13 protein-coding genes are annotated in these 17,136 nt (G+C 69.9%); 9 read left to right on the top strand and 4 right to left on the bottom strand.

Going from position 1 to position 17,136, the window contains the following annotated elements; translation table 11 throughout:
• The first annotated feature begins 83 nt into the window (after positions 1-83).
• The 7 genes from ACFVYE_RS02850 to ACFVYE_RS02880 all read left to right on the top strand — a co-directional run bounded on the left by ACFVYE_RS02850 (position 84) and on the right by ACFVYE_RS02880 (position 10,379).
• Positions 84-1,007 carry an LLM class F420-dependent oxidoreductase gene (locus ACFVYE_RS02850; RefSeq protein ID WP_383963124.1) on the top strand — a complete coding sequence of 308 codons (924 nt, stop codon included), beginning with the start codon at positions 84-86 and terminating at the stop codon, positions 1,005-1,007.
• 88 nt (positions 1,008-1,095) lie between these two features.
• Positions 1,096-2,061: a homocysteine S-methyltransferase gene (mmuM, locus tag ACFVYE_RS02855; RefSeq protein ID WP_383963126.1), complete on the top strand. Its 966-nt coding sequence runs from the start codon at positions 1,096-1,098 to the stop codon at positions 2,059-2,061.
• A gap of 52 nt (positions 2,062-2,113) precedes the next feature.
• A complete protein-coding gene (locus ACFVYE_RS02860) occupies positions 2,114-3,655 on the top strand; it encodes a 3' terminal RNA ribose 2'-O-methyltransferase Hen1 (RefSeq protein WP_383963129.1) in 1,542 nt (513 codons plus the stop codon).
• Entirely contained in the window at positions 3,652-6,225 is a 2,574-nt protein-coding gene (locus ACFVYE_RS02865; protein ID WP_383963131.1) for a polynucleotide kinase-phosphatase, read from the top strand. The genes ACFVYE_RS02860 and ACFVYE_RS02865 overlap by 4 nt, the downstream gene beginning before the upstream one ends.
• Positions 6,226-6,317: 92 nt before the next feature.
• Entirely contained in the window at positions 6,318-7,550 is a 1,233-nt protein-coding gene (locus ACFVYE_RS02870) for an arginine deiminase (protein WP_383963134.1), read from the top strand.
• Between the two features lie 194 nt (positions 7,551-7,744).
• Positions 7,745-8,752 (top strand): ornithine carbamoyltransferase, encoded by a 1,008-nt coding sequence (gene argF / locus ACFVYE_RS02875; protein ID WP_389603766.1) that lies wholly within the window; start codon positions 7,745-7,747, stop codon positions 8,750-8,752.
• Positions 8,753-8,939: 187 nt separating this feature from the next.
• Positions 8,940-10,379 carry an amino acid permease gene (locus ACFVYE_RS02880; RefSeq protein WP_383963140.1) on the top strand — a complete coding sequence of 480 codons (1,440 nt, stop codon included), beginning with the start codon at positions 8,940-8,942 and terminating at the stop codon, positions 10,377-10,379.
• A gap of 32 nt (positions 10,380-10,411) precedes the next feature.
• On the opposite strand, the gene ACFVYE_RS02885 is transcribed toward ACFVYE_RS02880, so the two are convergent.
• A complete protein-coding gene (locus ACFVYE_RS02885) occupies positions 10,412-10,843 on the bottom strand; it encodes an ATP-binding protein (protein ID WP_383963143.1) in 432 nt (143 codons plus the stop codon).
• Positions 10,844-11,070: 227 nt separating this feature from the next.
• On the opposite strand from ACFVYE_RS02885, the gene ACFVYE_RS02890 reads away from it, so the two are divergent.
• Together ACFVYE_RS02890 and ACFVYE_RS02895 are read left to right on the top strand one after the other, a co-directional pair.
• Complete coding sequence (locus ACFVYE_RS02890; protein ID WP_383963146.1) at positions 11,071-11,898, top strand: enoyl-CoA hydratase family protein; 828 nt, start codon at positions 11,071-11,073, stop codon at positions 11,896-11,898.
• 4 nt (positions 11,899-11,902) lie between these two features.
• Positions 11,903-14,245 carry a bifunctional salicylyl-CoA 5-hydroxylase/oxidoreductase gene (locus ACFVYE_RS02895; RefSeq protein WP_383963149.1) on the top strand — a complete coding sequence of 781 codons (2,343 nt, stop codon included), beginning with the start codon at positions 11,903-11,905 and terminating at the stop codon, positions 14,243-14,245.
• On the opposite strand, the gene ACFVYE_RS02900 is transcribed toward ACFVYE_RS02895, so the two are convergent.
• The 3 genes from ACFVYE_RS02900 to ACFVYE_RS02910 are packed head-to-tail and all read right to left on the bottom strand — an operon-like array spanning position 14,232 to position 17,131.
• Positions 14,232-14,663 carry a hypothetical protein gene (locus tag ACFVYE_RS02900; RefSeq protein WP_389603769.1) on the bottom strand — a complete coding sequence of 144 codons (432 nt, stop codon included), beginning with the start codon at positions 14,661-14,663 and terminating at the stop codon, positions 14,232-14,234. The two genes, ACFVYE_RS02895 and ACFVYE_RS02900, sit on opposite strands and share 14 nt — an antisense overlap.
• Positions 14,660-15,481 carry a GNAT family N-acetyltransferase gene (locus ACFVYE_RS02905; protein ID WP_383963154.1) on the bottom strand — a complete coding sequence of 274 codons (822 nt, stop codon included), beginning with the start codon at positions 15,479-15,481 and terminating at the stop codon, positions 14,660-14,662. Before ACFVYE_RS02905 ends, ACFVYE_RS02900 begins: the two co-directional genes overlap by 4 nt.
• Before the next feature lie 48 nt (positions 15,482-15,529).
• On the bottom strand, positions 15,530-17,131 hold the full coding sequence (locus tag ACFVYE_RS02910; protein ID WP_389603771.1) for an AMP-binding protein: 1,602 nt from the start codon (positions 17,129-17,131) through the stop codon (positions 15,530-15,532).
• Positions 17,132-17,136 lie beyond the last annotated feature (5 nt).

Genomic DNA, 17,136 nt, shown 5'->3' on the forward strand with positions numbered 1-17,136 from the left:
ACCGTAATCGGCTTCGGCAGTAGCGGCACGTGGGAGGGGGGAAGGAGGGGAATGGCCGGCATCCGGAGGTGCAGGATGGATGCATGGATCTTCGAATCTTCACCGAGCCCCAGCAAGGGGCCGACTACGACACCCTGCTCACCGTCGCCAAGGCGGCCGAAGACCTCGGCTTCGACGCCTTCTACCGCTCCGACCACTACCTCCGCATGGGCCCGGGGGACGGGCTGCCCGGCCCGACCGACGCGTGGATCACCCTGGCCGGGCTGGCGCGCGAGACCAAGCGGATCCGGCTCGGCACTCTGATGACCGCGGGGACCTTCCGGCTCCCCGGTGTGCTCGCCATTCAGGTCGCGCAGGTCGACCGGATGTCCGGCGGACGCGTCGAGCTCGGCCTCGGCGCAGGCTGGTTCGAGGAGGAGCACAAGGCCTACGGCATTCCGTTCCCCAAGGAGAAGTTCGGGAGGCTGGAGGAGCAGCTGGAGATCGTCACCGGGCTCTGGGCGACCGAGATCGGCAAGACGTTCAGCTTCGACGGCACGTACTACCAGCTGACCGATTCGCCCGCGCTGCCCAAGCCGGCGCAGGCCAAGGTGCCGGTTCTGATCGGCGGTCACGGTGCGACGCGCACACCGAGGCTGGCCGCCCAGTACGCGGACGAATTCAATATTCCCTTCGCGTCGCTGGAGGACAGTGAGAAGCAGTTCGGCCGGGTCAGGGAGGCGGCGAAGGCGGCCGGCCGCGGACCGGACGACCTGGTGTACTCCAACGCCCTGGTGGTCTGCGTCGGCAAGAACGACGCCGAGGTGGCGCGGCGTGCCTCCGTCATCGGCCGCGAGGTGGCGGAGCTGAAGGCGAACGGACTCGCGGGCTCACCCGCCGAGGTGGTCGACAAGATCGGCAGGTACGGTGCGATCGGGTCGTCCCGGATCTACCTCCAGGTCCTGGATCTGGACGACCTGGAGCACCTGGAGCTGATCTCCTCCCAGGTCCAGTCCCAGCTCACCTGAACCGGGAACCATCCCGGCTCACACGGGTCAGGGATCGGTCGCCGCTCACCCGAGCCAGGTCCGGGCCCGGCTCATGAGGGAGTCACCCGTGCAACCCGTCCGGTCAGTCGACGGTCCGCCCGCCCGCACGCTCGACAGTGCCCTCTTGGAGGGGACGGTCCTGCTCGACGGCGGTCTCTCCAACCAGTTGGAGGCGCAGGGCTGCAACATGTCCGACGCTCTGTGGTCGGCCCGGCTGCTGGCCGACGGGCCGGGGCAGATCGAGGCCGCGCACACTGCCTATGTGCGGGCGGGTGCACAGGTTCTCATCACGGCCAGTTACCAGGCGACCTTCGAGGGATTCGAGGGGCGGGGGATCGGACGGGCCCAGGCGGCGGAGCTGTTCGCCCGCAGTGTGCGACTGGCGCGGCGGGCCGCGGGTGCGGTGGAGCGGGAGATCTGGGTCGCCGCCTCGGTCGGCCCGTACGGGGCGATGCTGGCGGACGGCAGCGAGTACCGGGGCCGCTACGGCCTCTCCGTCCGGGAGCTGGAGCGGTTTCACCGGCCGAGGGTGGAGGCGCTGGCCGCCGCAGGGCCCGATGTGCTGGCGCTGGAGACGGTGCCGGACATCGACGAGGCCGAGGCGTTGCTGCGGGCGGTCGAGGGATGCGGGCTGCCCGTCTGGCTCTCGTACAGCGTGGCGGGGGACCGGACCAGAGCGGGGCAGTCGCTGGAGACGGCCTTCGCCCTCGCCTCGGGGCATGACTCTGTGCTGGCAGTCGGGGTGAACTGCTGTGATCCGGCGGACGCGGACCGGGCGGTGCGGGCGGCGGCGGAGGTGACCGGGAAACCGGTCGTGGTCTATCCGAACAGCGGTGAGCGGTGGGATGCCGGCGGCCGGGAGTGGGCCGGCGCCCCCACCTTCGATCCGGGGAGGGTACGGGCCTGGCAGGACGCCGGTGCCCGGCTGGTGGGCGGCTGCTGCCGGGTCGGCCCGCAGACCATCGCGGAGCTGGCCGGGCTGCTCGGCGCAGCGACGGCAGGTGAAGGGAAAGGAGGGTCAACAGTGCCGTAGACACATGAAAATACCTGGTGGGGGGCGAGTGAAGCGGACCATACTCGGACGTGTGTTCCTGACAATCAGCACGACCGGCAACCCGGAACGTCCCGCGACCGATCTCGGCTTTCTGCTGCACAAGCATCCCGAGAAGGCGCAGACGTTCTCCACTTCCCATGGCACCGCGCATGTCTTCTATCCCGAGGCATCCGCCGAGCGCTGCACAGCGGCGCTCCTGCTGGAGGTGGATCCCGTGGCTCTGGTGAGGCGCGGCAAGGGCAAGGGCCGGGGCGGCGCCCCCGATGCGGCGCTCGCGCAGTACGTCAACGACCGTCCGTATGCGGCGTCCTCGCTGCTCTCCGTCGCGATGAGCACTGTCTTCAAGACCGCGCTGAACGGTGTGTGCCGCGCGCTGCCCGAACGTGCACAGGCGCCGCTTCCGCTGAGGATCGAGGTGCCCGCACTGCCGGCGCGCGGCGGCGCGGAACTGGTGCGCAAGCTCTTCGGGCCGCTCGGCTGGAAGAGCGTGGACGCCGTGGCCGTACCTCTGGACGAGCAGTTCCCGGAGTGGGGGGACTCGCGGTACGTACGGCTGGTGCTGGAAGGCGAGTTGCGGCTGGCGGACGCGTTGCGGCAGCTGTACGTCCTGCTGCCGGTGCTCGACGACGCCAAGCACTACTGGGTCGCACCGGACGAGGTGGACAAGCTGTTGCGGGCCGGTGAGGGCTGGCTGGCCGGCCACCCCGAGCAGAAGCTGATCACCAGCCGCTATCTGTCCCGGCGCTGGGGGCTGACCCGGCAGGCGATGCAGCGGCTCGAACTGGTGCGGCTTGCCGAGTCGGACGACCTGGACGTCGAGAGCATCGACAATGCGGTGGACGAGACGACCGACACCGAGGAGAAGCCGGTGCCGCTCGCCGAGCAGCGGCGCACCGCGATCCTCGACGCGCTGCGCACCGCCGGGGCGAGCCGGATCCTCGACCTGGGCTGCGGTCAGGGCCAGTTGGTGCAGGCACTGCTCAAGGACGTGGGCTTCACGGAGATCGTCGGCGTCGATGTCTCGATGCGCGCCCTCACCATTGCCTCACGACGGCTGAAGCTGGACCGGATGGGGGAGCGGCAGGCGGGACGGGTCACGCTTCAGCAGGGCTCGCTCACCTACACCGACAAGCGGCTCAAAGGGTATGACGCGGCTGTGCTCAGCGAGGTCATCGAGCACCTCGACCTGCCGAGGCTGCCCGCGCTGGAGTACGCCGTGTTCGGTTCGGCCCGACCGCGGACCGTGCTCGTGACGACGCCGAACGTCGAGTACAACGTCCGCTGGGAGACCCTTCCGGCCGGACATGTGCGCCACGGCGACCACCGGTTCGAGTGGACCAGGGCCGAGTTCCGCGACTGGGCCCAGGAGGTGGCACAGCGGCATGGATACGGGGTCGATTTCGTCCCCGTGGGGCCCGACGACCCCGAGGTGGGGCCGCCCACACAGATGGCCGTGTTCACGATGGCCGCGGCCGATGAACCCACGACCAGGAACGAGAGCAAGAACGAGAGCAAGAACGAGTCCTGGCACGAGACCGCCAACGAGACCGAGAAGGAGGCGAAAGTCGCATGACCAGTACTTCGCGCACGTTGCCGGTGACCGACCTCTCCCTCGTGGTGCTCATCGGAGCCAGCGGTTCCGGCAAGTCCACCTTCGCCCGCAAGCACTTCAAGCCCACGGAGATCGTCTCCTCGGACTTCTGCCGCGGGCTGGTCGCCGACGACGAGAACGACCAGAGCGCCAGCCGTGACGCCTTCGACATCCTGCACTACATCGTGGGCAAGCGGCTCGCCGCCGGGCGGCTGACCGTCGTGGACGCCACCAGCGTCCAGTCCGAGAGCCGCAAGCAGTTGGTCCAGCTGGCCAGGAGCCACGACGTGCTGCCCATCGCGATCGTTCTCGACCTGCCGGAAGAGGTCTGCATCGCGCGCAACGCGGCCCGCCCCGACCGCGCCGACATGCCGCGCCATGTCATCCAGCGCCACCGCCGTGAACTGCGCCGCTCGCTGCGCGGCCTGGAGCGCGAGGGCTTCCGCAAGGTGCACATTCTGCACACCGAAGAGGAGGCGGAGCACGCCGAAGTGGTGCTGGAGCGCCGCTACAACGACCTCCGCCACCTCACCGGACCCTTCGACATCATCGGCGACATCCACGGCTGCAGTTCCGAGCTGGAGGCCCTGCTCGGCAAGCTCGGCTACGTCGGCGGCTCGCACCCCGAAGGGCGTACGGCGGTCTTCGTCGGCGACCTCGTGGACCGCGGCCCCGACAGCCCCGGGGTACTGCGCCGCGTCATGTCCATGGTGTCGGCGGGCAACGCCCTGTGCGTGCCGGGCAACCACGAGAACAAGCTCGGCCGCTACCTCAAGGGCCGCAAGGTCCAGCACACCCATGGACTCGCCGAGACCATCGAGCAGTTGGACCGGGAGGACGAGAAGGACCCCGCCTTCCGCGAACAGGTGCGGGAGTTCATCGACGGGCTCGTCAGCCATTACGTGCTCGACGAGGGCAAGCTCGTCGTCTGTCACGCCGGACTGCCCGAGAAGTACCACGGGCGCACCTCCGGACGGGTCCGCTCGCACGCACTGTACGGGGACACCACCGGTGAGACCGACGAGTTCGGCCTGCCCGTGCGCTACCCGTGGGCGGAGGAGTACCGCGGCCGTGCCGCCGTGGTCTACGGCCACACCCCGGTGCCCAACACCTCCTGGGTCAACAACACCATCTGCCTGGACACCGGTGCGGTCTTCGGCGGGAAGATGACCGCGCTGCGCTGGCCGGAGCGCGAGCTCGTCGACGTGCCGGCCGAGAAGGTCTGGTACCAGCCGGCCAAGCCGCTGACCACCGAGGCGCCCGGGGGCAGGGAGGGCAGGCCGCTGGATCTCGCCGATGTGCACGGCCGCCGGATCGTGGAGACCCGGCACATGGGCCGCATCTCGGTCCGCGAGGAGAACGCCGCGGCGGCGCTCGAAGTCATGAGCCGGTTCGCCGTCGACCCGCGGCTGCTCGGCTACCTCCCGCCGACCATGGCGCCCACCGCCACCTCGCACGAGGACGGTTATCTGGAGCACCCGGCCGAGGCCTTCGCCCAGTACCGGGCGGATGGTGTCACCGAGGTCGTGTGCGAGGAGAAGCACATGGGCTCGCGTGCGGTGGCGCTGGTCTGCCGGGACGCGAACGCCGCCCGTGAGAGGTTCGGCGCAGGGGGAACCACCCACGCTTCCGGCGGTGAAGGAGGTCCGACCGGGGCTCTCTACACCCGCACCGGAAGGCCGTTCCTCGACGACGTCGCACTCACCGAGGTGATCCTCGGCAGGCTGCGCACCGCCGTCACCGCCGCCGGACTCTGGGAGGAGTGGGACACCGACTGGGTGCTGCTCGACGCCGAGCTGATGCCGTGGTCTCTCAAGGCGGCCGGGCTGCTGCGCTCGCAGTATGCCGCGGTCGGTGCCGCATCCGGGGCGGTTTTCCCGGAGGCCAACGCGGCCCTCGCGGCAGCGGTGGCCCGTGGGGTGGACGTGGGCGCGCTCGCGGACCGCCAGCAGGGACGGGCCGAGGACGCGACCGCGTTCACCGAGGCCTACCGCCGCTACTGCTGGAGCACCCAGGGCCTGGACGGGGTGCGGCTCGCGCCGTTCCAGATCCTCGCCGTGCAGGGCCGCTCGCTGGCCTCCGTACCGCACGACGAGCAGCTGGCCTGGCTCGACCGGCTGGTCGAGCACGATCCGACCGGGCTGCTGCAGGTCACCCGCAGGCTCGTCGTCGACACCGGTGACGAGGCATCGGTGCGCTCCGGCATCGACTGGTGGCTGGAGATGACCGGCCGCGGCGGCGAAGGCATGGTCGTCAAGCCGCTCGCCGCGTTCGTACGGGACGGCAAGGGCCGGCTGGTCCAGCCGGGCATCAAGGTGCGCGGCCGGGAGTACCTCCGGATCATCTACGGCCCCGAGTACACCCGCCCGGAGAACCTGGAGCGGCTGCGCGGCCGGTTCCTCGGCCACAAGCGGTCGCTGGCGCTCCGGGAGTACGCGCTGGGGCTCGAAGCGCTGGACCGGCTGGCCGACGGGGAGCCGCTGTGGCGGGTCCACGAGGCGGTGTTCGCGGTGCTGGCCCTGGAGTCGGAGCCGGTCGACCCGCGGCTGTAGGCAGTGGCGTCAGCGGATTTTCCGATGAGATCAACGGAAAACCGCTGGCGATTCGCCGGGTGAACGGCGCTCCGCACGGTGAGGATGGATGCATGGGATTCCATGTCGACTCCGAGGCCGGGCGGCTGCGCCGCGTCATCCTGCACCGACCCGATCTTGAACTGAAGCGGCTCACCCCCAGCAACAAGGACGCGCTCCTGTTCGACGACGTGCTCTGGGTGCGCCGCGCCCGCCAGGAGCACGACGGCTTCGCGGACGTGCTGCGCGACCGCGGCGTGGAGGTGCACCTCTTCGGCGATCTGCTCCGTGAGTCGCTGGAGATCCCGGTGGCCAGACGGCTCGTCCTGGACCGGGTCTTCGAGGAGAAGGAGTACGGCCCGCTCGCCACCGAGCATCTGCGGGCCGCCTTCGAGGAGTTGCCCAGCGCAGAGCTGGCCGAGGCGCTGGTCGGTGGGATGACCAAGCGGGAGTTCCTGGAGCGGCACAGCGAGCCGACCTCCGTCCGCTTCCATGTCATGGACCTGGATGACTTCCTGCTCGGCCCGCTGCCGAACCACCTCTTCACCCGGGACACCTCGGCCTGGATATACGACGGGGTATCGATCAACGCGATGCGCTGGCCGGCCCGGCAGCGCGAGACCGTCCACTTCGAGGCGATCTACCGCCACCACCCCCTCTTCACCGGCCCCGACGCAGGCGTCTTCCACCACTGGTCGGAGGGGCAGGACGACTACCCCTCCACCATCGAAGGCGGCGACGTACTGGTCATCGGCAACGGCGCCGTACTCATCGGGATGAGCGAGCGCACCACCCCACAGGCGGTGGAGATGCTGGCCCGTGGACTGTTCGACGCCGGCTCGGCACACACGATCGTGGCGCTCGACATGCCCAAGCGCCGGGCGTTCATGCACCTCGACACGGTCATGACGATGATCGACGGCGACACCTTCACCAAGTACGCGGGCCTGGGCATGCTCCGCTCGTACACCATCGAGCCCGGTGAAGGGCCGAGGGACCTGAAGGTCACCGACCATCCGCCCGAGCACATGCACGACGCGATCGCACACGCCCTGGGCCTGGACTCGATCCGGGTCCTCACAGCCACCCAGGATGTGCACGCCGCCCAGCGCGAGCAGTGGGACGACGGCTGCAATGTGCTGGCCGTCGAGCCGGGCGTCGTCGTCGCGTACGAGCGCAACGCCACCACCAACACCTATCTGCGCAAGGAGGGCATCGAGGTCATAGAGATCCGCGGCAGCGAACTCGGGCGGGGCAGGGGCGGCCCCCGCTGCATGAGCTGCCCCGTGGTGCGTGATCCGGTGTAGCGGTGCACGGCCTGGCGCAGCGGTGTGCGACACGGCGCAGGGAAAGAGACCCTGCACAAAGAGTCTCCGCACGAAAGGACTCCGCGCGAAGAGACGTCGTACAGGGCAAGAGTCTCCGTATAGCGATGCAATGCTTCGTATAGACTTCCAGGGTCACTGTATGCACGAACCTCACCCGACCCAGGAGCAGTCTCATGGCCATAGACCTCGCAGGCCGCCACTTCCTCAAGGAGCTGGACTTCACGGCCGAGGAGTTCCGCGGCCTGATCGACCTCGCGGCCGAGCTCAAGGCCGCCAAGAAGTCGGGGACCGAAGTGCAGCGGCTGCGCGGCAAGAACATCGCGCTCATCTTCGAGAAGACCTCGACCCGTACCCGCTGCGCCTTCGAGGTGGCGGCCGCCGATCAGGGTGCGTCCACGACGTATCTCGACCCCTCCGGCTCGCAGCTGGGGCACAAGGAGTCGGTGAAGGACACGGCCCGCGTCCTCGGCCGGATGTTCGACGGCATCGAGTACCGCGGTGACAGCCAGGCGGCCGTCGAGGAACTGGCTGCGTACGGCGGCGTTCCGGTCTTCAACGGACTCACCGACGACTGGCACCCGACCCAGATGCTCGCCGACGTCCTCACCATGGCCGAGCACAGTGAGAAGCCGCTGGAGCGGATCGGCTTCGCCTACCTCGGCGACGCCCGCTTCAACATGGGCAACTCCTACTTGATCACCGGCGCCCTGCTGGGAATGGACGTGCGGATCGTCGCGCCGAAGTCGTACTGGCCGGCCGAGGAGATCGTCGCCGAGGCCCGCAGGCTGGCCGAGGCCGGCGGTGCGACGGTCACTCTCACCGAGGACATCGCCGAGGGCGTCAGGGGCGCGGACTTCGTCGCCACCGATGTCTGGGTCTCCATGGGCGAGCCCAAGGAGGTCTGGGCCGAGCGCATCGAGGCCCTCGCGCCGTATGCCGTGACCATGGACGTCCTGCGCGCCACCGGCAACGCCGACGTGAAGTTCCTGCACTGCCTCCCGGCCTTCCACGACCTCGGCACCAAGGTCGGGCGGGAGATCGAGGCCGTCCACGGGCTGACGGAGCTGGAGGTCAGCGACGAGGTCTTCGAGTCCACGCACTCGGTCGTCTTCGACGAGGCCGAGAACCGGATGCACACGATCAAGGCCGTTCTGGTGGCAACCCTGGCGGCCACAAGCTGACTGCTGCATGATCATGCGCCTGATTGGGTGAACATGCGCGAAGGCGACTAACATGTTGTCTCTTGGTGGGGTTCGAGCTCGCACGCTCGAACCCCATTTTCGTGTGTGTCACCAGAGCCCGGAGCTCCCCCACAGGGCTCCGGGTGCACATCCCCCCACATGCTCCGCCAGAGAAGAGACCATCCCCGTGAGTCCGCTGCGCCCACCGAGCTCCCTGCGCCCCTCCGGGCCACGCATCAAGAGCCCCCACCAGCTGATCGCCGAGTCCGGCGCCGACCTGGAGGGGCACGGCCTCAAACGCACCATGGGGCTCTTCCAGCTGGTGTGCTTCGGTGTCGGCGCCGTCGTCGGCACCGGCATCTTCGTCGGCCTCTCCGACAGCGTCGCCGAGGCGGGCCCCGCGGTCGTGCTGTCGTTCGTGCTCGCCGCGATCACCTGCATCTTCACCGCGTTCTCCTTCGCCGAGCTGGGCAGTGCGATCCCGGTGTCCGGCAGCTCGTACTCCTTCGCCTACGCGACCCTCGGCGAACGCATCGCGTTCCTCGTCGGCTGGTGTCTGCTGCTGGAGTACGGAGTCTCGGTCTCCGCGGTCGCCGTCGGCTGGAGCCAGTACGTCAATGAGCTGCTGAACAGCTTGTTCGGCTGGCAGTTGCCTGCGGCCCTCTCGGCGGGGCCCGGCGACGGCGGAGTGATCAATCTGCCCGCGGTCCTGGTGGTCATGATGGCCGCCACCCTGCTGGTGCGCGGCGTCCGGGAGAGCGCGGGGGCCACCACCGCGATGGCGGTCCTCAAGATCGCCGTTCTGATCATGTTCTGCGTCATCGCCTTCACGGCCTTCGAGCACGGGAATCTCACGCCGTTCGTCGCCCACGGGGCGGGCGGGGTCACCGCCGGTGCGTCGCTGGCCTTCTTCTCGTACATCGGCTTCGACGCCATCACCACCGCGGGCGAAGAGGTCAAGAACCCGCGGCGGAACATCCCGATCGCGATCATGGTCTGCATCGGCCTGGTCACCCTGCTCTACTGCGCCGTCGCGCTCGCGGCCATCGGCGCCCTCGGCCCGGAGGCCGTCGCAGACAAGCCGGCCGCGCTCTCGATCGTCGTCGACCAGGTCACCGACTCGACCGTCGGCGGTGGAATCATCGCTTTCGGAGCGGTCGTCGCGATCGCATCCGTCGTGCTCGCGGTGATGTACGGGCAGACCCGCATTCTGATGTCGATGTCCCGCGACGGTCTGGTCCCGCGGGTCTTCGAGCGAGTCTCGCCGCGGACGGCGACGCCGGTCGCGAACACCTGGATCGTGGCGGTCGTTTTCGCGATCCCGGCGGCCTTCTCGTCGCTCGACGTGGTGGTGAATCTGACGACCATCGGCACGCTGGGCACCATGGTCGCGGTGAACATCGCGGTGATCGTGCTGCGGCGCCGAAACCCTGAGGTGACGGGCTCCTTCCGGGTGCCGCTCTACCCGGTGAGCCCGCTCCTGGGCGTCGTCTTCTGCCTCTATCTGATGTACGGGACGGGCTGGGCGACCTGGGTGCAGTTCGCCGTCTTCCTGATCGTCGGTGCGGCGGTGTACGCCTTCTACGGCCGCAGCCGTTCCCGGCTGGCCGCTGCCGAAGCGGGTTGATGAGGGCGGCCGGTCGGCTCTGAGATGTCCGGTCAGCTCCGAGGCGTACGGGACGGCAGGGTGAACCACACCGCCTTGCCGTGCTCCGTCGTGCGGTGACCGCAGGACGAGCTGAGGGTGCGGATCAGCAGCAGACCCCGGCCGTGTTCCTGCCAGGGGTCCGGCGCACTGCCGGGCTCCGGATGGGAGAGATCGCCCGGCGGGGCCGGGTCGCGGTCGTGCACCTCCACCTGGCAGCCGGTCGGCAGGAGCTCCACCACCAGCTCGATGGGTTCGTCGCTGCGGGTGTGCTCCACGGCGTTGGCGACCAGTTCGGCGGTGAGGAGCTCGGCGGTATCGGAATCGGCCGGTGCTTCGATGTCCGCCAGTGCCGTACGGATCAGGGCGCGAGCGACCGGTACGGCCACCGTCGAATGCGGCAGGGCAATCCGCCAGGAGGCGGGGAGATGGGCATCGGAGGGCACAGCGCGGTTTCCGTTCCGGAGTTCACGAACTTTCTGGAGGCCAAGACTTCTCGGTTTCAACCTTACGAAGTGCAACGACACAGGCAAGGGGCCAACGACCGGTACGAAGGAGACATTCGGCACTGAGTTCTCACGCTCCGCCTATTGCGTGCTCGTGACGGGAGTCACGTACGAGTGATAAGTTCGGTTGCAGGTAGCAGCCCGACGGCTGAAGGGGAGCCCCCTCGATGAGCCCGTTTCCCAGCTCCGCCCCCCGTACGGACGACTGGCGCCATCTGCGGCTGACGACGGACGACGGAGTTGCCACCGTCACCCTCGCTCGCCCCGAGAAACTCAACGCGCTCACCTTCGGTGCCTACGCCGACCTGCGCGACCTGCTTGCCGAACTGTCCCGTGAACGCACCGTGCGCGCTCTGGTGCTCGCGGGGGAGGGCCGCGGTTTCTGCTCAGGCGGAGATGTCGACGACATCATCGGCGCGACACTCGCCATGGACACCGCCCAGCTCCTCGATTTCAACCGCATGACCGGACAGGTGGTGCGAGCCCTACGTGAAACCCCCTTCCCCGTCATCGCCGCCGTACACGGCGTGGCCGCAGGTGCCGGCGCGGTTCTTGCGCTGGCCGCCGACTTCCGGATCGCCGATCCGTCCGCCCGCTTCGCCTTCCTCTTCACCAAGGTCGGTCTCTCCGGCGGTGACATGGGCGCCGCCTATCTGCTGCCGCGCGTCGTCGGCCTCGGTCATGCCACCCGGCTGCTGATGCTCGGCGAACCGGTCCGCGCACCCGAAGCGGAACGGATCGGACTGATCAGCGAGCTGGCGGAAGAGGGCCAGGCGGATGTGCGCGCGGCAGCGCTCGCCCGCCGCCTCGCCGACGGACCGGCACTCGCCCTCGCCCAGACCAAGGCGCTGCTCACCGCCGAACTCGACATGCCGCTCGCCGCCGCGGTCGAGATGGACGCCGCGACCCAGGCCCTGCTGATGCACGGTGACGACTACGCCGAATTCCACGCCGCCTTCACCGAGAAGCGGCCACCGAAGTGGCAAGGCCGGTAGCACGATGCCGCCCGACACGAGCGCGACCGGAACCGGGCCGTCCGCCTCGACGGCGGCAGGCGCGCATCGGACCGGCGTGAAGCGGATCGCGGTCATCGGCGGCGGCCCCGGCGGACTCTACGCCGCGGCCCTGCTCAAGCGGCTCGACCCGGAACGCGACATCACCGTCTGGGAGCGCAACGCCCCCGACGACACGTTCGGCTTCGGCGTCGTCCTCTCCGACGAGACGCTCGGCGGCATCGAGCACGCCGACCCCGTCGTCTACCGGGCACTCCAGGACGAGTTCGTACGGTGGGACGACATCGACATCGTCCACCGCGGCGTGACCCAGACCTCCGGCGGCCACGGCTTCGCGGCGCTGGGCCGGCGCAGACTCCTGGAGATCCTGCACGAACGCTGCGACCGGCTCGGCGTACGGCTCCGCTTCCGCACCGAGGCACCGCCGGCCGCCGAGCTGGCCGCCGCATACGACCTGGTGATCGCCGCCGACGGGGTGCACAGCCTCACCCGCGCCGCGCACGCCGACACCTTCGGCCCCCGCCTCACCACCCACCGCTGCCGCTACATCTGGCTCGCCGCCGACTTCGCCCTCGACGCCTTCCGCTTCGAGATCGCCGAGACCGCGTACGGGGTGATGCAGCTCCACGGCTACCCCTTCTCGGCCGACGCCTCCACCGTCATCGTCGAGATGCGCGAGGAGGTCTGGCGCGCCGCCGGATTCGACACCTGCGACATGGAGCACTCGACCGTACGCTGCGCCAAGATCTTCACCGAGGCGCTCGGCGGCCGGCCGCTGCGCTCCAACAACTCCTCCTGGCTCACCTTCCGTACCGTCGTCAACGCCCGCTGGTCGCACGGCAACACGGTCCTCATCGGCGACGCCGCCCACACCGCGCATTTCTCCATCGGTTCCGGCACCAAACTCGCTGTCGAGGACGCCCTCGCGCTCGCCGCCTGCATCGAGGAACAGCCCGACCTGCCAGGCGCACTGGCCGCGTACGAGACCGAGCGCCGGCCGGTCGTCGAATCGACCCAGCGGGCCGCCGCGGCCAGCCTGCGCTGGTTCGAGGAGCTCGGCACCTACGTCGACCAGCCGCCCCGCCAGTTCGCCTTCAACCTTCTTACCCGCAGCCGCCGCGTCACCCACGACAATCTGCGGCTGCGCGACGCCTCCTTCACCGCCGCCGTCGAGGAGGAATTCGGCTGCGCCCCGGGCACCCCGCCGATGTTCACCCCGCTGCGGCTGCGCGGCCTCCAACTCCGCAACCGTGTCGTCGTCTCACCCATGGACATGTACTCGGCCGTCGACGGCATCCCCGGCGACTTCCACCTCGTCCACCTGGGCGCACGCGCACTCGGCGGCGCCGGGCTCGTCATGACGGAGATGGTGTGCGTCAGCGCCGAGGGCCGCATCACCCCCGGCTGCACCGGCCTCTACACCCCCGAACAGGCCGCCGCCTGGACCCGGATCACCGACTTCGTCCATGCGAGCGCACCCGGTACGGCCATCGGCGTCCAACTCGGCCACTCCGGGCGCAAGGGATCCACCAAACTGATGTGGGAGGGCATCGACCAGCCCCTCGACCACGGCAACTGGCTGCTCACCGCCGCCTCCCCGATCCCGTACGCCGACGGCGTCAACCAGGTCCCGCACGCCCTGGACCGGGCCGGCCTCGACGCCGTATGCGAACAATTCGCAGCGGCGGCCCGGCGCGCCGACCTCTGCGGCTTCGACCTGCTCGAACTCCACTGCGCCCACGGCTACTTGCTCTCCGGCTTCCTCTCGCCGCTCACCAACCACCGCACCGACCGCTACGGCGGATCGCTGCGAAACCGGCTCCGCTTCCCCCTCGAAGTCTTCGACGCGATGCGCGCCGACTGGCCCGACGACCGGCCCATGACCGTCCGAATCTCCGCCACGGACTGGGCCGAGGGCGGCACGACGGCCGAGGACGCCATCGAGATCGCCCGCGCCTTCGTCGCCCACGGAGCCGACGCCATCGACGTCTCCACCGGTCAGGTCGTCCCCGACGAGCGCCCCGAGTACGGCCGCTCCTACCAGACCCCGTACGCCGACCGGATCCGCAACACGCTGTGCGTGCCCGTCATCGCGGTCGGTGCGATCTCCTCCTGGGACGACGTGAATTCACTGCTGCTCGCGGGCCGGGCCGACCTGTGCGCCCTGGCCCGTCCCCATCTCTACGACCCGCACTGGACGCTGCACGCGGCGGCCGACCAGGGCTACAGCGGTACGGGCGCGCCCTGGCCGCTCCCGTACCGCGCGGGCAGCCGCACCCCGCCGACAGGCCGCACGGACGCACCGAAGCCGCGGCTCACTCTGGGGTGACGGGCAGGCACGCGTGGCAGAGGCAGGCATCGGGGTGCGGGGCCCCGTGATGGGCATGCCGTCCTTCCCCGGCGACCCGCTCCAGCAGGACGGCCAGCTCCTCGGCCTCCTGTCTCGTGGCAGCGCCCGGACCGGCACACCGCTGCAGCACGGCCGGGATGTACACCAGCTGCGCCCGGAACGCGTGGAGATGACGGGTCCCCGTGTCGATGGTGATCCAGCGGCCGGTGTGCCGCGCATGTCCCACCGTGGTCAGCTGCTGGTGGCCCGTCCCCGGGTAGGTGTCGATGACATACACCTTCGCCCCGCCCCGGTACGCCTTCGTGCCGGGACGGAGCTCCTGCCCGAGGTCCCCGTACCGCCGCCACAGCACCACATTCGCCGCGACCAGCCACGCAGGCTCCGGCGGTCCGCTCATCGCTCCGCCGCGCTGATCAGCAACCGGTCCGAGACCGCCCGGAAACCGATGCGCTGATACACGCCGTTGCTGGTCGGGTTCGCGAGGTCGGTGAAGAGCAGCACCTCCTGCGCGCCCGCCCCCCGTGCCGCCCGGCTGATCTCCGCCGTCACCGCGGCCGCGTACCCACGGCCGCGGTGCTCGGGAGGTGTGTAGACCGCCGCGACCCGCACCGTGCCCGCGATCTGCGGTGAGACGCCCGCCATCGACACCGGCCCGCCGTCGACCTCCCAGAGGGTCAGCCTGCCGGACGCCGTCCGCTCGTCCAGGATCCGTTCGGCATGGGTGCCGGGCTGGCCGACCTGATCGGCGAAGGCGAGATGCCAGCGCACCAGCAGTTCCCGGTCGGCGGTGGTGGCGGCCCTGGGCCGGCCCGAAGGGGCGGGGGAGGGCGGGATCAGCGTCCCCAGCCGGTAGAGCCGCTGCTCCTGGTCGACCCGGTGGCCGGGCCAGTTGGCGGCCAGCGCCTCGGCGGTGGCGCGGTCCGCGTTGATCCCGGTCAGGGGGAGCGCGGCGGCCAGCGGGGCCACCGCCTCCGGGGCGACGGCTCCCAGCAGCGGCGGATGCGGCGGGGTCTGCACCAGCGTCCCCGTGACCTCGCCGTTTGCCCCGCGCCACCAGCCCAGCAGCGGGGCGGCGTTCCCGTAGGCGTGGGGGCCGCTGCGGCGCAGGGTCTCGGCAACGGTCAGAACCAGGGTGTTCTCGGCGGGCCGGGCGGCCAGCGAGGCGGCGGCTGCGTCGAGAAAGGCGTTGACGTCATCGGTGAAGGTCCAGGTCATGTCTCATCCTGCCGGGTGTGCGTGGAGCGAGGCACCCGTATTTCGGGGTCAGTCGTCCCGCAGCCGGAAGCGCTGCAGCTTCCCGGTGGCGGTGCGGGGGAGGGCGGGCAGGAATTCGATGACGCGCGGGCACTTGTGCGGGGCCAGTTCGCTCTTCATGTACGTGCGCAGTTCGTCGGCGTCCAGTTCTGCGCCCTCGCGCAGCACCACGTACGCCACCACGATCTGGCCGCGCAGCTCGTCCGTCCGGCCCACCACCGCGGCCTCGGCCACCGCGGGGTGGTGCAGCAGGGCGTCCTCCACCTCGGGGCCCGCGATGTTGTAGCCGGAAGAAATGATCATGTCGTCGGCGCGGGCGACGTAACGGAAGTAGCCGTCCGGCTCGCGCACGTAGGTGTCGCCGGTGAGATTCCAGCCGTGCGCCACATAGTCCCGCTGACGCTCATCGGCGAGATAGCGGCAGCCGACCGGACCGCGGACGGCGAGGAGTCCGGGCTCCCCGTCCGGCACCTGCCTGCCCTCGCGGTCCAGCACCCGGGCCTGCCAGCCGGGCACGGGAACTCCGGTGGTGCCGGGGCGGATCGCGTCGTCCGCGGCGGAGATGAAGATGTGCAGCAGTTCGGTGGCGCCGATTCCGTTGATGATGCGCACACCCGTCCGCTCGTACCAGGACCGCCAGGTGGCGACCGGAAGGTTCTCGCCGGCCGAGACACAGCGCCGCAGCGCGCTCAGATCGTGCTCGTCGATGTGGTCGAGCATCACGCGGTAGGCGGTCGGCGCGGTGAACAGCACCGAGACACGGTGGGCGGCGAGCGCGGGCAGCAGCTGCGCCGGGCCGGACTGTTCGAGCAGCAGGGCACTGGCACCGGTCCGCAGCGGGAAGACCACCAGACCGCCGAGTCCGAAGGTGAAGCCGAGCGGCGGACTGCCCGCGAACACATCGTCGGACGTGGGGCGCAGGACATGGCGCGAGAACGTGTCGGCGATGGCGAGCACATCCCGGTGGAAGTGCATACAGCCCTTGGGGCGCCCGGTGGTGCCCGAGGTGAACGCGATCAGTGCGACATCGTCCGCCGCCGTGTCCACCGGACGGTACGGCCCCGTCCTGGCCTCGGCCAGGTGCAGCAGATCGTCCGGGGCGTCACCTCCGTACGCCGTGATCCGCAGCCCCGGCACCTGAGCCTTCACCAGGTCGTCGACCGCCCGGATGTCGCACAGTGCGTGGCTCACCCGGGCGATCGAGCAGATGGTGGCGAGCTCGGCGGACCGCTGCTGGGCCAACACCGTGACGGCGATCGCGCCCGCCTTCAGCACCGCGAGCCAGCAGGCGGCCAGATGGGGTGTGGTGGGGCCGCGCAGCAGGACACGGTTGCCGGGTACGACCCCCAGGTCAAAGGTGAGGACATGGGCGATCCGGTCCACCCGGTCCCGCAGTTCCCCGTAGCTCCAGACTCCGCCGTCGGGGGTACGGAAGGCGGTGCGCCCGGGGCCGAAGCGGTCGACCGTACGGTCCAGCAGTTCGGCCGCGCAGTTGAGGCGGGCCGGATACTGCAGTTCGGGAAGGTCGAAGAGCAGTTCCGGCCACTGGTCCGAGGGTGGCAGGTGCTCCCTGGCGAAGGTGTCGAGGTGCGCTGAGGTCTTCGGGTCCATGACGG

Origin of the sequence: Streptomyces sp. NPDC058239, assembly GCF_042882185.1 — a bacterium.
Taxonomy (GTDB): Bacteria; Actinomycetota; Actinomycetes; order Streptomycetales; family Streptomycetaceae; genus Streptomyces.